Raw genomic sequence first — 16,683 nt, forward strand, 5'->3', positions numbered from 1 at the left:
GTCAGTCGATTCCGTGGCTCTGGAGCCACATTTCCAGGAGTCCGAGTTGCCACAGCTTGTTTCCGTTCAACGGGGTCAGTTCGGCGTTGGGCGCGTCGAGCAGGGCGTTGACGTAATCGGTGCGGAACAGGTCGCGGCGGCGGGCCTCCGGAGCGGACAGCGCGTCGCGTACCCGGTCGAGGAGCTTGCCCTCCAGGTGAGTCAGGCCCGGCACCGGGAAGTAACCCTTGGGCCGGTCGATGACCTCGTGTGGCAGCACACGACGGCCGATCTCCTTCAGCACACCCTTACCGCCCTGCGCCAGCTTCAGCTCCGGCGGGCAGGCGGCGGCCAGTTCCACGAACTCGTGATCCAGGAAAGGCACCCGGGCCTCCAGCCCGTGCGCCATGGTCATGTTGTCGACCCGCTTGACCGGGTCGTCGGTGAGCATGATCTGTGTGTCGATGCGCAAACCGGCGTCGACCGCGGTCTGCGCGCCCGGCCGAGCCAGGTGCGCGGCGACGAACTCCCGCGCCGGGTCGCCGTCGGCGAGCCAGGCGGGGTTGAGCACCCGGGCCAGGCCAGCGCCGTCCCGGTCGAAGAAGGCCCGGGCGTACGTGTCGAGGGCCTGTTCCCGGCCGACCTGAGCCAGCGGCGGGTACCAGTGGTAGCCGCCCAGGATCTCGTCGGCCCCCTGGCCGGACTGCACCACCTTGACGTGCCGGGACACCTCCTGACTGAGCAGGTAGAAGGCGACGCAGTCGTGGCTGACCATGGGCTCGCTCATGGCCGCGACGGCCGCCTCCAGCGGCGGAACCAGATCCTGTGCGGCGACCCGGATCTGGTGGTGGTCGGTGTCGAAGGTCTTGGCGACCACGTCGGAGTAGCGGAACTCGTCACCTTCCCGGCCACCGACGGCGTCGAAGCCGATCGAGAAGGTGGACAGCCCGCGCTGCCCCTCGCCGGCCAGCAGGGCCACCACCAGGCTGGAGTCAAGGCCACCGGAGAGCAGTACGCCGACCGGCACGTCGGCGACCATCCGCCGGCGTACGGCGGTGGTGAGCGACTCGTGCAGCGCGTCCTGCCAGTCCCGTTCGGACCAGCCGGCGTGCTCGTCGCGGCGGAGGAACGGCGGGTCCCAGTAGACCCGCTCGTGGCTGCCGCCGTCGGCCTCGTACACCCGGACGGTGGCCGGCGGGAGCTTGGCCACCCCGCGCAGGATGGTGCGCGGCGGCGGCACGATGCTGTGGAAGCTGAGGTAGTGACCCAGCGCGACCGGGTCGATGCTGGTGTCCACCCCACCGCCGGCCAGCAGCGCCGGCAGGGTGCTGGCGAAGCGCACCACGCCGGTGGACTCGGCGAGGTAGAGCGGCTTGATGCCGAGCCGGTCCCGGGCCAGCACCAGGCGGCCGGTGTCCCGCTCGCTGATCGCCACCGCGAACATGCCGACCAGGTGGTCGACGAAGTCCAGCCCCCACTCGGCGTACGCCTTGACGACGACCTCGCTGTCTCCGCTGGAGAAGAAGTGGTGGCCCTTGGCCTGCAACTCGGCGCGCAACTCGCGATAGTTGTAGATGCAGCCGTTGAAGACGCCGGTGAGGCCGGCGGCGGAGTCGACGATCGGCTGGCCGCTGGCCGCCGAGAGGTCGATGATTTTCAGTCGGCGGTGGCCGAGGGCGACCGGCCCCTGTGACCACACCCCGCTGCCGTCAGGCCCCCGATCGCACATGGTGGCGGCCATCCGTTCCACCGCTGCGACGTCGGCACGCGTCGCGTCCCGTCGGAACTCCCCAGCCAGTCCGCACATGTGAGCCCATGCTGCCAGAGGATGTTGCGATTAGCCTGTTGAGACCATGACGGTCGTGTAACAGCATTGCTAGAATCCGCGCCCCGCGATCAAGACATTGTCATTCGGGGTCGAGCGGCGTGCTGTTTCGTGCCCGCCTCGTAGCACTTGTGGCGTTTGGGTAGCACTGTTGAGTGTGACGAATGCCGCAATACGTGTCGCATCGACTCGGTCACAGGCCGGCCGTCCCACGCACACGCGCGGCCGGCCCGCCGAAATCGGCGGGCCGGCCGTCAAGGGGCGCTTGGGGCGTTGCTCTGCTCAGCCGGCGGTACGGGCCACGCCGACCGGGCAGCTCAGCCCGTTCGGGCCGTGGTTGCAGTAGCCGTTCGGGTTCTTGGTCGGGGCGAGGTACTGCTGGTGGTAGTCCTCGGCCAGGTAGTAGTCGCCGAGGCGGGTGATCTCCGTGGTGATCTCGCCCTTTCCGGCGCGGGCCACGATCGGCGCGAACGCCTCCCGCGACGCCTCGGCGATCGCCAGCTGCTCGTCGGTGCTGGCGTAGATCGCGGACCGGTACTGGGTGCCCACGTCGTTGCCCTGGCGCATGCCCTGGGTCGGGTCGTGGTTCTCCCAGAAGACCTTCAGCAGATCCTCGTAGCTGATCTTCGTGGGGTCGTACACCACCTCGACCACCTCGGCGTGCCCGGTCATCCCGGAGCAGACCTCCTCGTAGGTCGGGTTGGGGCTGTAACCGCCCGCGTAACCCGCGGAGGTGGTGAAGACCCCGGGCAGGGTCCAGAACAGGCGCTCGGCCCCCCAGAAACAGCCCATACCGAAGACGGCGACCTGGTAGCCCTCGGGGAACGGGCCCTTCAGCGGGGTCCCGAGCACCTCGTGCCGGTCGGCCACCGGCATCGCGATGGGACGGCCGGGCAGGGCCCGGTCGGGTGAGATCATCTCGGCCTTCATGCGGCGGAGGAACACGGTGGGACTCCTTTCGTACCCTTCCCCGCGTGCAACACCGGTGGACCCCGCTTCCTTACCCGCGTCGCGCTCCGTCAGGCCGCCAGCGTCGCCCGGACCCGGGCCGCGTAGGAGGCGGCCTCGGCGTCGTCGGCGTAACGGGTACGCGGCCAGAAGAAGCCACGCAGCCCGTCGCCCTTGGTCCTGGGCACCACATGGGTGTGCAGGTGCGGCACTGACTGGGACACCCGGTTGTTCATCGCCACGAACGTGCCGCCCGCGCCGAGACCGGACTCGACCGCCACGGCGATCCGCCGCACCAGCCCGAAGTAGCCGGGCAGCGACTCCGGCGGCAGGTCGGCGAGGGTGACCAGATGGGTGCGCGGCACCACCAGCACGTGCCCCTTGAACACCGGCCGGGTGTCCAGGAACGCCACCCCGTCCGGCTCGTCGGTCACCTGGAACGCGGGCACCTCACCGGCCACGATCCCGCAGAACACGCACCCCGCCATCCGGTCAGATTAAGCCGGGGCAGGTGCCACCGCCGCCCGCGCCGCACCGCCGGTCACAGCCGATCGAGGTACGCGTCCCACTCGTCGCTGGCCACCGGGACCGGACCGCTCTCCCCGTTCGCCAGCCGGGACCGGATATCCGCCTCCCAGGCAAGGGCCCACCGGCAGAGGGTCGCAATGTCGTCTTCACTGAGGCCGTAGGACCGGAAGGTGCGGGGGTCGCGTTCGTTGACCGAGCCGAGGCGATCGGCCAACTCCTCCAAGGAGAAACCAGCAGTGTGCCGAGCGCCGAGGTTCTCGATCTCGTGCCAGCTCAGGCGGTCGTTCGCGGCGTGGACGTCGATGTAGTCGCGGTGCGCTGCGCGGTCGTGTAGCGCGCGCATCTTCAGGCCAACCGCGTCCTCGAATGACAGGACCGGACCGATGGCCAACCTGGCCGGCGGCCCGAGTCCCTCCTTGAGTAGGTCGACTTCGCACGACATGGTCGCGTCCGACACCAGCATCCGGGCCATCCGTGGCGTGACTTCGATGATTTCCGTCTGATAACCGGCAGCTCGATAGGTGCCAACCAGGCGATCGACCACTGTCGCCAAGGGCAGCGCGGTAGCGGTCGCGAAGTCGATGTCCTGGGATGGGCGATCAACTAGTTCGTGGGCTGCCATCGCATACCCGCCAGCCAGAACCAGACCAAGGTCGTCGCCGGCACTGAAGCCGACTTCGAGCAGTTGCCGGTGCAAGGGCTGCATCAGGCAGCGGCCAGCTCGGGCACGCGGCTCTCCCACAAGGTGATCATTCGGCGTGCTGTGAGTTTTCGAATCCGTGACCAGTCGTGCCGCAGCAACTCCGCGTTGACGTAGCGCACGACGTCGTCATGCTGCCCGCAATCCAAAAGTAGGCAATACAGTGTCAACCGCTCACGAGAGTCTTCGACGTCGAACTCGGTTAGGCCGGACCAGGCCAGCCGTAGTGGTAGGACGACGCGTCCGTGATCGGGACCGGCGAGCACATCAAGCGAAGCCGGGATGCGGTCGGCTGCTCCGATCAGACGGGAAGGAAGGCTCTTGGTCGGGCTCACTCGGCAAGTATCGCTCAGCGTTCCGACGAAACATCGGAGGCGAGCCGGGCCGGGTTGGAATCGGTGGGGCGGACGGGAGGACTAACGTCTGCGGAATGACGCACGGCTTCGAGACGCTCGCCATCCACGCCGGCCAGGACCCCGAGGCCCGTACCGGCGCGGTGATCCCTCCGATCTACCAGACCAGCACGTACGCCCAGGATGCCGTCGGCGCGCCACGGCTGGGCTACGAGTACAGCCGCTCGGGCAACCCCACCCGGGACGCGCTCCAGGAATGCCTTGCCGCGTTGGAGGCCGGCCAGGTCGGCCTGGCCTTCGCCAGCGGCCTGGCCGCCGAGGACACGCTGCTGCGTACCGTCTGCGGACCGGGTGACCACGTGGTCATCCCCGACGACGCCTACGGCGGCACGTACCGGCTCTTCGCCAAGGTCGCCGAGCGGTGGGGGCTGGCGTACACCCCGGCCAAGGTCTCCGACACCGACGCCGTGCGGGCCGCGATCCGGCCCGGTGTCACGAAGGTGGTCTGGGTGGAGACCCCGACCAACCCGCTGCTCGGCATCGCCGACCTCGCCGCCCTCGCCGCCGTGGCGCACGACGCCGGGGCGCTCCTGGTGGTCGACAACACCTTCGCCTCGCCGTACCTGCAACAGCCGATCACGCTCGGCGCGGACGTGGTCGTGCACTCGACCACGAAGTACGTCGGTGGGCACTCCGACGTGGTCGGTGGCGCGCTGGTGACGGCCGACGCCGACCTCGGCGAGCGGTTGCGCTACCACCAGAACGCGATGGGCGCGGTGAACGGCCCGTTCGACGCCTGGCTGACCCTGCGCGGCATCAAGACCCTCGGGGTACGCATGGACCGGCACTGCGACAACGCCGAGCGGATCGTCGCGTACCTCGACGGGCACGCCAAGGTCGGTCAGGTGCTCTACCCGGGCCTGCCGACACACCCTGGGCACGAGGTGGCGGCCAAGCAGATGCGGCGGTTCGGGGGCATGATCTCCTTCCGCGCCGCCGGGGGCGAGGAGCACGCCGTCGAGATCTGCAACCGGGCCCGGCTCTTCGTGCTCGCCGAGTCCCTCGGCGGGGTGGAATCCCTGATCGAGCACCCGGGTCGGATGACACACGCGAGTGCTGCCGGCTCGCCGCTTGAAGTTCCCTCCGATCTCGTGCGACTGTCTGTCGGCATCGAGACGGTCGAAGACCTGCTCGCCGATCTGGAGCAGGCGCTGGGCTGACCGCTGGCTTGGGAGGGTGGCCGTGCAGGACATCATGCCGACCTGGGTCGGGGCGACCGCCAAACAGATCGCCCGGGGCGTACGCCGGGGCGACGTCTCCGCCACCCAGGTGCTTGCCGACCACCTTGACCACGTCGCCAAGGCCGACGTCGACCTCGCCGCGTTCCGCGCGGTACGCGGCGGGGAGGCGGTCACCGAGGCGGAGAAGGTGGACGAGCAGGAGGACCTGGCGAACCTGCCGCTGGCCGGGGTGCCGATCGCGGTCAAGGAGAACACCCCGGTGGCCGGCGTACCCACCTGGAACGGCTCCGCCGCCGTCCGTACCGGCGTGGCGGAGGCCGATCACGAGGTGGTCCGCCGGCTGCGCGGGGCCGGTGCGGTGATCCTCGGCGTCACCCGGATGCCCGAGCTGGGGTTGTGGGGCATCACCGACGACGAGACGGCGGTCACCCGCAATCCGTGGGACCTGTCCCGCACCCCCGGTGGTTCCTCCGGCGGCGCGGCCGCTGCGGTGGCCGCCGGGCTGGTACCGATCGCCCACGGCAACGATGGTCTCGGCTCGATCCGCATCCCCGCCGCCTGCTGCGGGTTGGTCGGGCTGAAACCCGGTCGTGGCGTGGTGCCCTGCCAACTCGGCGCGGAGGACTGGTTCGGTCTGGTCGAGCACGGCATGCTCAGCACCACCGTCGCCGACGCGGCGGTCGGCTTCCAGGTGCTCGCCGGCCGGGCCCAGGGCAAGCTCGTTCCGCCGGAGCGGCTGCGGGTCGGCGTGTCGCTACGGTCGCCCGTGCGGGGCGTCTCGCCCGATGCGCCGAACCGGGACGCGGTGGCCGCCGCCGGTCGGCTGCTCGCCGGTGCCGGGCACGACACCGTGCCGGCCGACCCGGTGTACCCGACCGCGCTGGGCCTGAAGGGCATCGCCACCTGGTTCGCCGCCGCGGCGGCGGACGTGCGCGCCGCCGGGGTCGACCGGCGCGCCCTGCAACGCCGTAGTCGCCGGCACGTCGCGCTCGGCGAGTGGGCGTGGCGGCGCGGGTACGTCCGGGAGGCCGACCGGCTGGCCTGGCGCGAACGGTCGATCGGCTTCTTCACCGACCACTCGGTCGACCTGCTGCTCACCCCGGCGCTGGCCAGCGCGCCGCCACCGGCGACCAGTTGGTCGACCCGCTCCTGGCAGGCCAACATGCTGGCCAGCATCCGGTACGCCCCGTACGCCGCACCCTGGAACATCGCCGGGCTGCCCGCACTGGTGGTGCCGGTGGGCCGCCGCCCGGACGGACTGCCGCTCGCCGTGCAACTGGTCGGGCCGCCCGGGTCGGAACTGCTGCTGCTCGGTGTTGCCGGTCAGTTCGAGATGGCGAGCCCGTGGCCTCGGCACGCCCCTGGTTATCCGCGCGTCGGAACGGGCTGGCCAGCCAACGCTTGATCATCTACGCTCCCCCGTGCCATCACACGGGAGGTCCGTCGAGCATGCGTTGCCATACCTGCGACACCGAGACCGACGTACGTACCAGGGAATGTCCGACCTGCCGTACGCCGGTCGGTTCGCCGACGCTGTACCCGGGCGCCCGGGTACGCCCGGTGCGAGGTGTCGGCCGGGCCGCCTCGGCCGCCGTGGCCGCGACCGCCGCGTTCCTGCTGCTGACGGTGGCGGTGCAGCCGGTCAACGCGCTGCTCGCCGAGCGGGCGGCCGACTCCCGTGACACCGAGACGTTCCTGCTCACCGCAGGGGTTCTGGAACTGTCGGCGGCGCTGCTCTACCAGGTCGCGTTCCTGGTCGCGATCGTGCTCGTCATCATCTGGACGTGGCGGGCCCGGACGAACCTGGACGCCTTCCCGGGGGCCGGGCCCACCAACTCCGACGGGTGGGCGATCGCCGGGTGGCTGGTGCCGTTCGTCAACTTCGTGATGCCGCACCGGGTCGTGGCCAGCATCGCCCGGGAGAGTCTCTGGCGGTTGAGCACCCCGGTGCTGGTGCACGTCTGGTGGGGATCCTGGCTGGTGTTCCTCTTCGCGGAGCGGTTCAGCGCTCGCTCCTCCGCCGCCGAGTACGAGGCGCTGCCGTACCCGCAGACCTCGACGGACTTTCAGGCGTACGTGGATCATTACCTGACGGCGACCGGTGAGTACCTGGTGCCGGCGGTGTTCTGTGCGGTGGCGGGCGGCTCGTTGATCGTGCTGATCCAGAGCATCTCGGCGGCGCAGACCGCCCGGATCGCCCGGTCGATGCCCACCGGTCCGATCCTGCCCGGCATGACGATCGCGGCAACGGCGGACCCGGCGGTGCCGGCCGCGCCGGACCAAGCTGCGGCGGCTGCGCCGGGCAGCGCGCCGTCGGTTGGGCTGGGCCGGGCGTCGGCGGTGCCGGACGGGCCGGGTGGCACGATCTAGGCATGACGGAACTGGTCAGCCTGGACGAGGTGCGCGCGGCACGGGAACTGCTCGACGGGGTCATCCGGACCACCCCGATGGAGCCGTCCCGTCCGCTCAGCGCCGCGCTCGGTGGGCCGGTCTGGCTCAAGTGCGAGAACCTTCAGCGAGCGGGGTCGTACAAGGTGCGCGGGGCGTACGTGCGGATCTCGCGGTTGTCGGCGCCGGAGCGGGCCCGGGGCGTGGTCGCGGCCAGCGCCGGCAACCACGCGCAGGGCGTGGCGCTCGCCGCCGGCCTGGTCGGCACCCACGCCACAGTCTTCATGCCGGTGAACGCGCCACTGCCGAAGGTGGCGGCCACGAAGGGGTACGGCGCCCAGGTCGAGCTGGTCGGTGCCACGGTCGACGAGTCGCTGGTCGCGGCACAGACGTTCGCGGAGCGCACCGGCGCGGTGCTGATCCATCCATTCGACCACCGGGACGTGATCGCCGGGCAGGGCACGGTGGCGCTGGAGATCCTGGAGCAGTGCCCGGAGGTCGCCACGATCGTCACCGGCGTCGGCGGGGGAGGACTGATCTCCGGGCTGGCGGTGGCAGCCAAGGCGCTCCGGCCGGACGTTCGGGTGATCGGGGTGCAGGCGGCCGGCGCGGCGGCCTTCCCGCCGTCACTGGTGGCGGGCGAGCCGGTCCGGCTGCCGGCCTTCACCACCATCGCGGACGGCATCGCTGTCGGTCGGCCGGGCGACGTCACCTTCAGCCACGTCCGCAAGCTGGTCGACGACATGGTCACCGTCTCCGAGGAGGACATCTCCCGGGCGCTGCTCATGCTGCTCGAACGCGGCAAGCAGGTGGTGGAGCCGGCCGGGGCGGTCGGCGTGGCCGCCCTGCTGGCCGGCGCTGTCGAGGTGACCACGCCAGCGGTGGTGGTGCTCTCCGGTGGCAACATCGACCCGCTGCTGATGCTGCGGGTGATCGAGCACGGACTGGCAGCGGCGGGGCGCTACCTGCGGGTCACGGTGCGCTGCTCGGACCGGCCCGGACAGCTGGCCTCGTTGTTGAGTGAGATCGCCGAGCACCGGGCGAACGTGGTGGACGTGGTGCACCAGCGGGCCCACCCGCACCTGCGCCTCGGTGAGGTGGAGGTGGCACTGTCTGTGGAAACCCGTGGTGTCGAACACTCCGACATGCTGATCAGCGCCCTGCGGGCCAGCGGCTATCAGGTGACGATCGCACCAGAGGCGTGACGCGGTGGCGTCACGCCTCTGGACGAACTGACTACTGGCCTGGGTGGCGGAATGAAACTCGATCGGCTCGCCGGCTCGGGGTGGTGGCACGGCTGTCGATCGGATCGCCGGCCCGGCCGGCCGACGACGGTCAGCCGGAGAACGGCTCGAAACTGACCACTGTCACCTTGATGTCGGCGCCGCTCGGTGCGGTGTAGGTGCAGGCCTGGCCTGCCTTGCCGCCCAGGATCGCTTGGCCGAGGGCCGACTCGGGGCTGTAGACCGTCAGGTCCGTGGTCGAGGCGATCTCACGCGAGCCGAGCAGGAACGTCTCTGTGTCGTCGGCGTCGTCATCGAAGTAGATCGTCACGACCATCCCGGGTGCCACGGCGTCGACGGTCGGCGCCTCGCCGACCTGGGCCGTGCGGAGCAACTCCTTCAGATAGAGGATGCGCCCCTCGGCCTTGCCCTGCTCCTCGCGGGCGGCGTGGTAGCCGCCGTTCTCGCGCAGGTCGCCTTCCTCACGCCGGGCGTTGATCTCGGCGGCGATGATCGGCCGGTTGGCGATCAACTCGTCGAGCTCGCCCTTCAGGCGGTCGTACGCGTCCTGGGACAGCCAGGTGGCGGGCGCCTCGTTGCCATTGGACACAGGCGGTCCTCCTCGGTTGTGCGTGCTGGCTGACAGGTGAACCTCCAAGTTACCAGTGCCCTACGACAAGGAGTGTCGGCGATCACGCCGCCCGGACGACCTCGCCGAGCCTCAGGCGGGTGGCCGGCACCGAACGACCTCACCGATGAACGGCCGTGCGGTGGTGACGAGGCGGTGCCGGACGGTGACGTGACGCTGCCCGGCGGCGGCGGTCACCGGCACCTCCTCGCGGGCCACCTCGGCGCCGGCGTGGTCCCGGGCGCGCAGCACGCACACCGCCGCGCCGCCGTCCGGCAGGTTGACCCGGAAGTCGACCACCACCTGGTTGTCGGTGATGTCGCCGTAGCTGATTACCTGGGCGTCGTACGCCGGATCGCCGTACTGCCGGTAGAGCCGGACCGAGACGACGGTGAGCGTCGCGACCACGACGACGGCCAGCAGCGCGGCCAGCACCGGCCGGCGGCGCCTGGGCGCGCGACGGTGGCCGTACCGGCCGGGCGGGAAGACCGGCGCGTTCGGTCCAAGTGTGGCGTGCGTCTCGGTCACCGTCGGGTATCTCCCTGGCGTTGTTGTCAGCGGTATCGGCAAGAATGGCAGAGTCCGCCATTCCTGTTCGACTCGGTCGCCAGATCTGGCTCAGCGTCGCGTACGGCTGGGGTCAAATATGACAGGCCGGCGCGGTCCGGTGCCGCTACGGGGAGGAATTCGGCAGGTCAACGGGGGCCCGGGGTGGGTCGCCGGTGGGCAGAGACGAGGAGCGCCGACCTTGGCAGAGCAACTTCGACTCATGGCCGTTCACGCGCACCCCGACGACGAGTCGAGCAAGGGCGCCGCGACGATGGCGAAGTACGTCGCCGAGGGGGTGGACGTACTGGTCGTGACGTGTACGGGCGGCGAGCGGGGCAGCGTGCTCAACCCCAAGCTCGACCGGCCCGACGTCTGGGCGAACATCGGCGAGATCCGTCGCGCCGAGATGGACGCGGCGCGGGCCATTCTCGGTATCGAGCAGGCGTGGTTGGGTTTCGTCGACTCCGGCCTGCCCGAGGGCGACCCGCTGCCGCCGCTGCCCGAGGGCTGCTTCGCCCTTCAGGACGTGGACGTGGCTGCCGGTCCGCTGGTGCGACTGATGCGCGAGTTCCGTCCGCACGTGGTCACCACGTACGACGAGGAGGGTGGCTACCCGCACCCGGACCACATCATGTGCCACAAGATCAGTGTGGCGGCCTTCGACGCGGCCGGCGACGCCGAGCGCTACCCGGAACTGGGCGAGCCGTGGCAGCCGCTCAAGCTCTACTACGACATCGGCTTCTCCAAGGGCAAGATCCTGGCGCTGCACGAGGCCGTCCTCGCGACAGGTGCCGAGTCGCCGTACGCGGAGTGGCTGACCCGCTGGGAGGACCGGCCGGACAAGGGGCCCCGGATCACCACCCGGGTTCCGTGCGCCGACTACTTCCCGGTCCGCGACGACGCGCTGCGGGCGCACGCCACCCAGGTGGATCCGGACGGCTTCTGGTTCCAGGTGCCGATGGAGCTGCAACAGCGTGCCTGGCCGACGGAGGATTTCGAGTTGGTCCGGTCGTCGGTCGACAGTCCCATGCCGGAGTCCGACCTGTTCGCCGGGGTGCGGGGCACGGGCCATGCCCGCTGAGCGGGCACCGGGCTACCCTGGTCGCACACCGCGAACCGGAGGAATCCCATGCTGACCGCTGCTCAGGTGCTCGCCCAGAACAACTTCGGTGACACCCGCACGGGTGGGCTGGCCGGGCCGATGGGCCTGTTCCTCATCCTCGTCCTCGGTGCCGCCACCGTGCTGCTGATCCGCAACATGAACGCCCGGCTGCGCCGGCTTCCGGACCGGTTCCCCGGTGAGGGGCCGGCGGCACCAGGCACGGAGTCGATGGAGCGTTCGGTCGGTGATCCGACAGGTGGGATCGTGACGGAGGATTCATCCACGGATGCTCCCAACGGGCACCAGCAGCGCCGCGACGGCTGATCGGAGCATGATTCACGTCGAACCGGATGGTCGACCCCTGTTGCGACCATCGGGTTTGGCTTAGCCTTCCGCCGGGGGGACCGAAAGTCCTCAAGCTGCGCGGGAGGGGGCGCCGATGACCACCGCAGTCATGTCCGCCCGCCGCGTGGTCTCTTTCAGGTCGGCGGGAGGGGGTCGGTGACCTCCGGCCGGGCCGGTCAACCGCTCGACCGGCCCACGGGCCGTGGTACGCCGATGGGGCTGCACCTGCTCACCGCCGCCGTCGTGGCCACCGCGCTGGTTGCCGCAGTGGTGGGGCTGAGCCTGCCGGCGGGGCTGCCGGCCGACGACCCGCTTGGCGGGCCCGCCCGCTTCGGCTTCGCGGTCGCCCTATTCGCCCTGTCCCAGTTGGCCCGGCTCCGGTTCCGCGCTGCGGCCGGCGTGGTCAGTGTCACCTGGGCCGAAGCCGCCTTGATCGTCTGCCTCTACCTCGTACCCCCCGGTTGGCTGCCGGCGGCCGCGCTGCTCGGCGTCACACTCGCCTGGACGGCGCTCTCGGTGGTGGATGACGGCCGCACCACCTGGGACGTGATCCGCGTCGCGGGCGCGCACACCGCCGCCACCGCGCTGGCGGTGGCGGTCACCACCGCCCTGGGGCAGCCGACGCTTGCCGTTCCGACCCCCGCACTCACCCTTGCGGTGGCCGCCGGTGCCGTCGCCTACCTCCTGGCCAGCGCCTGGCTGGGCGGGGTGATGCTGGCGCTGCGGCACGGCATGCCCATCGGGCGTCCGTTGCTCGCCGCGCTACGCGGCAAGCTGCTGATGTTCGTCGGCAACGTGGTGGTCGGCCTGCTGGTGGTGGTGCTGATCGAGACCGACCCGCGCTGGCTGCTGTTGCTTCCCGCTCCGCTGTGGCTGCTACAGCAGACCTACCGGCAACGGCTGCTCCAGGACCGCGATAGACGCACCTGGCGGTCATTCGCCGAGGCCACGAAGGCGCTCAACCAACTCGACGAGCGGGGCGTGGCGACGGCGGGTGTCACCGGGGCACTGGCGCTGTTCGAGGCGGAACTGGTCGACGTGGAGGTGGTCCGGGGCGACGGACGGTGGCGTCGCTACCGCGGTGACCCGGGCGGTCAGGTGCTCGACCGGGAGATCGCCCCGCCCGACGACGACGAACCCGGACCGGGGGAACTGGTCCGCGACCTGTCGGTCGGCGAGACCCGCGTGGGCCGCTTGCGGGTGCGATTCCCCCGTACGGCGCCGGCCACCGGCCGGGAACGCGACGCTCACGCGGCCTTCGCCGACGCCCTCGCCGCGGCGCTGCACGATGCCGCCGCCCACCGGGAACTGCGCCTGGTCACTGCCCGCTCGTCGTACGAGGCGGTGCACGACCCGCTGACCGGCCTGGCCAACCGGGCGGCCATGCTCGGCAAGGGCGACCAGGCGTTGCGGCAGTTGGCCCATGACCATCCGGTCGCCCTGCTGCTGCTGGACATCGACCAGTTCAAGGAGGTCAACGACACGCTCGGGCACGCCGCCGGTGATCAGCTGCTGCGGTTGACCGCGAACCGGCTGGGTGCCCTGGCCCGCTCGGGCGACCTGCTGGCGAGGCTCGGTGGTGACGAGTTCGCCCTGCTGCTGAGTTCGGTCCCGGTGGTCGGTGACCGCGCCGCACCCATGGCGTACGCGCTGCGTCAGGCCCGGGACATCGCCGAGCGGCTGGCCGCGCCCACCGAGGTGGCCGGGGTGCGGATGTCCGTCGAGGTCTCCGTCGGGGTGGTGGTGGCCCCGGCCGGCACCGCCGACCTGACCGAGCTGCTGCGCCGCGCCGACATCGCGATGTACCAGGCCAAGTCGGGTGGCGTCAGCGTGGCCGCGTACGACACCTCACGTGACGCGGCCAGCACCGACCAGCTGGCCCTGCTCGCAGAGTTGCGGGAGGCGTTGCAGGCCGACGACCAGTTGGTGCTCGTGTTGCAGCCGGCCGTGGACCTGGTGACCGGGGCGCCGACCGGTGTGGAGGCGTTGATCCGGTGGCGGCACCCGAGGCGCGGCTGGTTGGGGCCGTCCGACTTCATCCGGCCGGTGGAGAACAGCGAGCAGCTCGGCGCCTTCACCCGCTACGTGCTCGACAAGGCGCTCGCCGTGGCCGCCGACTGGGCCCGGGAGGGCCTGGACGTACCCATCTCGGTCAACCTGTCCGCGCGTAGCCTGCTGAATCCGAGACTGCCGGCGGAGATCGCCGACGCGCTGCGCCGGCACCAGGTGCCCGCCGACCGGCTGGTCCTGGAGATCACCGAGACGGTGGTGATGAGCGAGCTGGAGGTCATCGACCAGGTGCTCACCTCGTTGCGGTCGATGGGCGTGCAGCTGGCCGTGGACGACTTCGGTACCGGCTTCTCGTCGCTGGCGTTCCTCACCCGGGTCGCCGTGGACGAGCTGAAGGTGGACCGCTCCTTCGTGCTCCAGATGGCGGATTCGCCGCAGGCGGCGGCCATCGTACGCAGCACCGTGGGGCTGGCCCACCAGTTGGGCCTGCGGGTGGTGGCCGAGGGAGTGGAGACGGCCGCGCAGCGTTCCGCCCTGGCCGAGCTGGGTTGCACCGCCGCCCAGGGCTACCACTTCTTCAAGCCGATGCCCGCCGACAAGATCGCCGCCGTCCTCGGTTCCCTACGCGACACCGCCCCCAACAACGTCCTCCCCCTCCGCGCCGACGGCGCCTCCTGACCCCCCGGCCCCACCCGGTTGATCAAGAGGTTTGCGTCGGAGGAGGGCGCTCCCGCCGACGCAAACCTCTTGGTCAACACAGGCGGGGTGGGCCCGGCTGGATATGGTCGTCGGGTGAATCGACTTGCGGAGGCGACCAGCCCGTACCTGCTCCAGCACGCCGACAACCCGGTCGACTGGTGGCCCTGGTGCGAGGAAGCGTTCGCCGAGGCGAAACGGCGGGACGTGCCGGTGCTCATCTCGGTCGGATACTCGGCCTGCCACTGGTGTCACGTGATGGCGCACGAGTCGTTCGAGGACGACGGCGTCGGCAAGCTGCTGAACGAGGGCTTCGTCTCGATCAAGGTGGACCGCGAGGAGCGGCCCGACGTCGACGCGGTCTACATGACCGCCACCCAGGCCATGACCGGTCAGGGCGGCTGGCCGATGACGGTCTTCGCCACCCCGGACGGCACCCCGTTCTTCTGCGGCACGTACTTCCCCCGGCCGAACTTCGTCCGGCTGCTGGAGTCGGTCGGGACCGCCTGGCGGGAGCAGCGCGACGCCGTGCTACGCCAGGGCGCCGCGGTGGTGGAGGCGATCGGCGGGGCCCAGGCCGTCGGCGGCCCCACCGCCCCGCTCACCGCCGAGCTGCTCGATGCCGCCGCAGACCAACTTGCCAGCGAGTACGACGAGGTGAACGGTGGCTTCGGCGGCGCACCGAAGTTCCCGCCGCACATGAACCTGCTCTTCCTGCTGCGGCACCACCAGCGCACCGGCTCGGCGCGCAGCCTGGAGATCGTCCGGCACACCTGCGAGGCGATGGCCCGCGGCGGCATCCACGACCAGTTGGCCGGCGGCTTCGCCCGGTACTCGGTGGACGGTCACTGGACCGTGCCGCACTTCGAGAAGATGCTGTACGACAACGCCCTGCTGCTGCGGGTCTACACCCAGCTGTGGCGGCTCACCGGTGACGCGTTGGCGCTGCGGGTGGCCCGGGACACCGCCCGGTTCCTCGCCGACGAACTGCACCGGCCCGGGCAGGGCTTCGCTTCCGCACTGGACGCGGACACCGAGGGCGTCGAGGGCCTGACCTACGTCTGGACGCCGGCCCAGCTGGTCGAGGTGCTGGGCGAGGAGGACGGCCGCTGGGCCGCCGACCTGCTCGCGGTGACCGACGCCGGCAGCTTCGAGAAGGGCACGAGCGTGCTCCGGCTGGCTCGGGACGTCGACGACGCGGATCCGGCGGTGCGGGAGCGCTGGCAGGTGGTGGTCCGACGACTGCTGGCCGCCCGGGACGCCCGTCCCCAGCCCGCGCGTGACGACAAGGTGGTGGCCGCCTGGAACGGGCTGGCGATCACCGCGCTGGCCGAGTTCGTCCGGCTGGTCGAGACCACCGGCCGGATCGGCACCGAGGGTGAGGCGAACCTGCTGGAGGGGGTCACCATCGTCGCCGACGGGGCGATGCGGGACGCCGCCGAGTACCTCGCCCGGGTGCACGTCGTCGACGGGCGGCTGCGCCGTGCCTCCCGCGACGGCCGGGTCGGCGATCCGGCCGGAGTGCTTGAGGACTACGGCTGCGTGGCCGAGGCGTTCTGCGCCATGCACCAGGTCACCGGCGAGGGACGGTGGCTGGAACTGGCCGGTGAGCTGGTCGACGCCGCGCTGGCCCACTTCGCCGCGCCCGGCGGGGCGTTCCACGACACCGCCGACGACGCGGAACAGTTGGTCGCCCGGCCGGCCGATCCGACGGACAACGCCACCCCCTCCGGCCGATCCGCGATCGTCGCCGGCCTGGTCGCGTACGCGGCGCTGACCGGGGAGAGCCGCTATCGCGAGGCCGCCGAGGCGGCCCTGTCCACCGTCGCGCCGATCGTGGGGCGGCACGCCCGCTTCACCGGGTACGCGGCGACCGTCGGCGAGGCGCTCCTCTCCGGGCCGTACGAGATCGCGGTGGCGACCGGGGACGTGGCGGGTGACCCGCTGGTGGCCGCGGCGTACCGGCACGCTCCACCCGGTGCGGTGATCGTGGCGGGCGCCCCGGACCAGCCGGGGGTTCCGCTGCTGGCCGGCCGTCCGCTGGTCGACGGGCGGGCCGCCGCGTACATCTGTCGGGGTTTCGTCTGCCAGCGGCCGGTGACCGGGGTCGAGGAGCTGGTGGGGCAGCTGCGTTGAGCCGGATCCGCCGCTCGGTGCCGCGACCGGCC

General features: G+C 71.1%; 15 protein-coding genes. 8 read left to right on the forward strand and 7 right to left on the reverse strand.

Annotated features, from left to right (window positions below; translation table 11 throughout):
- Window position 1: 1 nt before the first annotated feature.
- The 5 genes from Vse01_RS10720 to Vse01_RS10740 all read right to left on the reverse strand — a co-directional run bounded on the left by Vse01_RS10720 (window position 2) and on the right by Vse01_RS10740 (window position 4,315).
- Window positions 2–1,786 (reverse strand): N-acetylglutaminylglutamine amidotransferase, encoded by a 1,785-nt coding sequence (locus Vse01_RS10720; protein WP_093406409.1) that lies wholly within the window; start codon window positions 1,784–1,786, stop codon window positions 2–4.
- Between the two features lie 300 nt (window positions 1,787–2,086).
- Window positions 2,087–2,749: a peptide-methionine (S)-S-oxide reductase MsrA gene (gene msrA / locus Vse01_RS10725; protein ID WP_093406412.1), complete on the reverse strand. Its 663-nt coding sequence runs from the start codon at window positions 2,747–2,749 to the stop codon at window positions 2,087–2,089.
- 74 nt (window positions 2,750–2,823) lie between these two features.
- Window positions 2,824–3,240: an HIT family protein gene (locus Vse01_RS10730; protein ID WP_093406414.1), complete on the reverse strand. Its 417-nt coding sequence runs from the start codon at window positions 3,238–3,240 to the stop codon at window positions 2,824–2,826.
- A 53-nt stretch (window positions 3,241–3,293) separates the two neighbouring features.
- Complete coding sequence (locus Vse01_RS10735) at window positions 3,294–3,986, reverse strand: nucleotidyl transferase AbiEii/AbiGii toxin family protein (RefSeq protein WP_093406417.1); 693 nt, start codon at window positions 3,984–3,986, stop codon at window positions 3,294–3,296.
- The gene (locus Vse01_RS10740; RefSeq protein WP_093406419.1) at window positions 3,986–4,315 is read right to left on the reverse strand and encodes a hypothetical protein; all 330 of its coding nucleotides are present in this window, start codon (window positions 4,313–4,315) and stop codon (window positions 3,986–3,988) included. Before Vse01_RS10740 ends, Vse01_RS10735 begins: the two co-directional genes overlap by 1 nt.
- 95 nt (window positions 4,316–4,410) lie before the next feature.
- On the opposite strand from Vse01_RS10740, the gene Vse01_RS10745 reads away from it, so the two are divergent.
- The 4 genes from Vse01_RS10745 to ilvA are packed head-to-tail and all read left to right on the forward strand — an operon-like array spanning window position 4,411 to window position 9,167.
- Window positions 4,411–5,553 (forward strand): cystathionine gamma-synthase, encoded by a 1,143-nt coding sequence (locus tag Vse01_RS10745; RefSeq protein WP_093406422.1) that lies wholly within the window; start codon window positions 4,411–4,413, stop codon window positions 5,551–5,553.
- A 16-nt stretch (window positions 5,554–5,569) separates the two neighbouring features.
- Window positions 5,570–6,979, forward strand: coding sequence for an amidase (locus tag Vse01_RS10750; RefSeq protein WP_093406424.1), 1,410 nt, complete (start codon window positions 5,570–5,572; stop codon window positions 6,977–6,979).
- A 44-nt stretch (window positions 6,980–7,023) separates the two neighbouring features.
- Complete coding sequence (locus Vse01_RS10755; protein ID WP_093406427.1) at window positions 7,024–7,944, forward strand: DUF4328 domain-containing protein; 921 nt, start codon at window positions 7,024–7,026, stop codon at window positions 7,942–7,944.
- Between the two features lie 2 nt (window positions 7,945–7,946).
- Window positions 7,947–9,167: a threonine ammonia-lyase gene (ilvA, locus tag Vse01_RS10760; RefSeq protein WP_093406429.1), complete on the forward strand. Its 1,221-nt coding sequence runs from the start codon at window positions 7,947–7,949 to the stop codon at window positions 9,165–9,167.
- A 130-nt stretch (window positions 9,168–9,297) separates the two neighbouring features.
- Here ilvA and greA read toward each other — a convergent pair whose 3' ends face one another.
- Together greA and Vse01_RS10770 are read right to left on the reverse strand one after the other, a co-directional pair.
- Entirely contained in the window at window positions 9,298–9,795 is a 498-nt protein-coding gene (gene greA, locus Vse01_RS10765; RefSeq protein WP_093406432.1) for a transcription elongation factor GreA, read from the reverse strand.
- Window positions 9,796–9,906: 111 nt separating this feature from the next.
- Complete coding sequence (locus tag Vse01_RS10770; protein WP_093406434.1) at window positions 9,907–10,341, reverse strand: DUF4307 domain-containing protein; 435 nt, start codon at window positions 10,339–10,341, stop codon at window positions 9,907–9,909.
- 220 nt (window positions 10,342–10,561) lie between these two features.
- Between Vse01_RS10770 and mca the strand changes: the two genes are divergently transcribed.
- The 4 genes from mca to Vse01_RS10790 all read left to right on the forward strand — a co-directional run bounded on the left by mca (window position 10,562) and on the right by Vse01_RS10790 (window position 16,651).
- The gene (gene mca, locus Vse01_RS10775; RefSeq protein WP_093406437.1) at window positions 10,562–11,443 is read left to right on the forward strand and encodes a mycothiol conjugate amidase Mca; all 882 of its coding nucleotides are present in this window, start codon (window positions 10,562–10,564) and stop codon (window positions 11,441–11,443) included.
- Window positions 11,444–11,491: 48 nt separating this feature from the next.
- Window positions 11,492–11,788, forward strand: a complete 297-nt coding sequence (locus Vse01_RS10780; protein WP_093406439.1) for a hypothetical protein — start codon at window positions 11,492–11,494, stop codon at window positions 11,786–11,788.
- Between the two features lie 234 nt (window positions 11,789–12,022).
- On the forward strand, window positions 12,023–14,497 hold the full coding sequence (locus tag Vse01_RS10785) for a putative bifunctional diguanylate cyclase/phosphodiesterase (RefSeq protein ID WP_093406680.1): 2,475 nt from the start codon (window positions 12,023–12,025) through the stop codon (window positions 14,495–14,497).
- 114 nt (window positions 14,498–14,611) lie between these two features.
- On the forward strand, window positions 14,612–16,651 hold the full coding sequence (locus Vse01_RS10790; RefSeq protein ID WP_093406442.1) for a thioredoxin domain-containing protein: 2,040 nt from the start codon (window positions 14,612–14,614) through the stop codon (window positions 16,649–16,651).
- The last annotated feature ends 32 nt before the right edge of the window (window positions 16,652–16,683 follow it).

The sequence above is a fragment of the Micromonospora sediminimaris genome, from assembly GCF_016863575.1.
Taxonomy (GTDB): Bacteria; Actinomycetota; Actinomycetes; order Mycobacteriales; family Micromonosporaceae; genus Micromonospora; species Micromonospora sediminimaris.

Bases quoted from the DNA above. Each gene is read 5' to 3' on its own strand.
- Vse01_RS10745 (WP_093406422.1), top strand. From the start codon at position 4,411: ATGACGCACGGCTTCGAGACGCTCGCCATCCACGCCGGCCAGGACCCC.
- Vse01_RS10755 (WP_093406427.1), top strand. From the start codon at position 7,024: ATGCGTTGCCATACCTGCGACACCGAGACCGACGTACGTACCAGGGAA.
- Vse01_RS10730 (WP_093406414.1), bottom strand. From the start codon at position 3,240: ATGGCGGGGTGCGTGTTCTGCGGGATCGTGGCCGGTGAGGTGCCCGCG.
- Vse01_RS10785 (WP_093406680.1), top strand. From the start codon at position 12,023: ATGGGGCTGCACCTGCTCACCGCCGCCGTCGTGGCCACCGCGCTGGTT.
- Vse01_RS10720 (WP_093406409.1), bottom strand. From the start codon at position 1,786: ATGTGCGGACTGGCTGGGGAGTTCCGACGGGACGCGACGCGTGCCGAC.
- Vse01_RS10735 (WP_093406417.1), bottom strand. From the start codon at position 3,986: ATGCAGCCCTTGCACCGGCAACTGCTCGAAGTCGGCTTCAGTGCCGGC.
- Vse01_RS10780 (WP_093406439.1), top strand. From the start codon at position 11,492: ATGCTGACCGCTGCTCAGGTGCTCGCCCAGAACAACTTCGGTGACACC.
- ilvA (WP_093406429.1), top strand. From the start codon at position 7,947: ATGACGGAACTGGTCAGCCTGGACGAGGTGCGCGCGGCACGGGAACTG.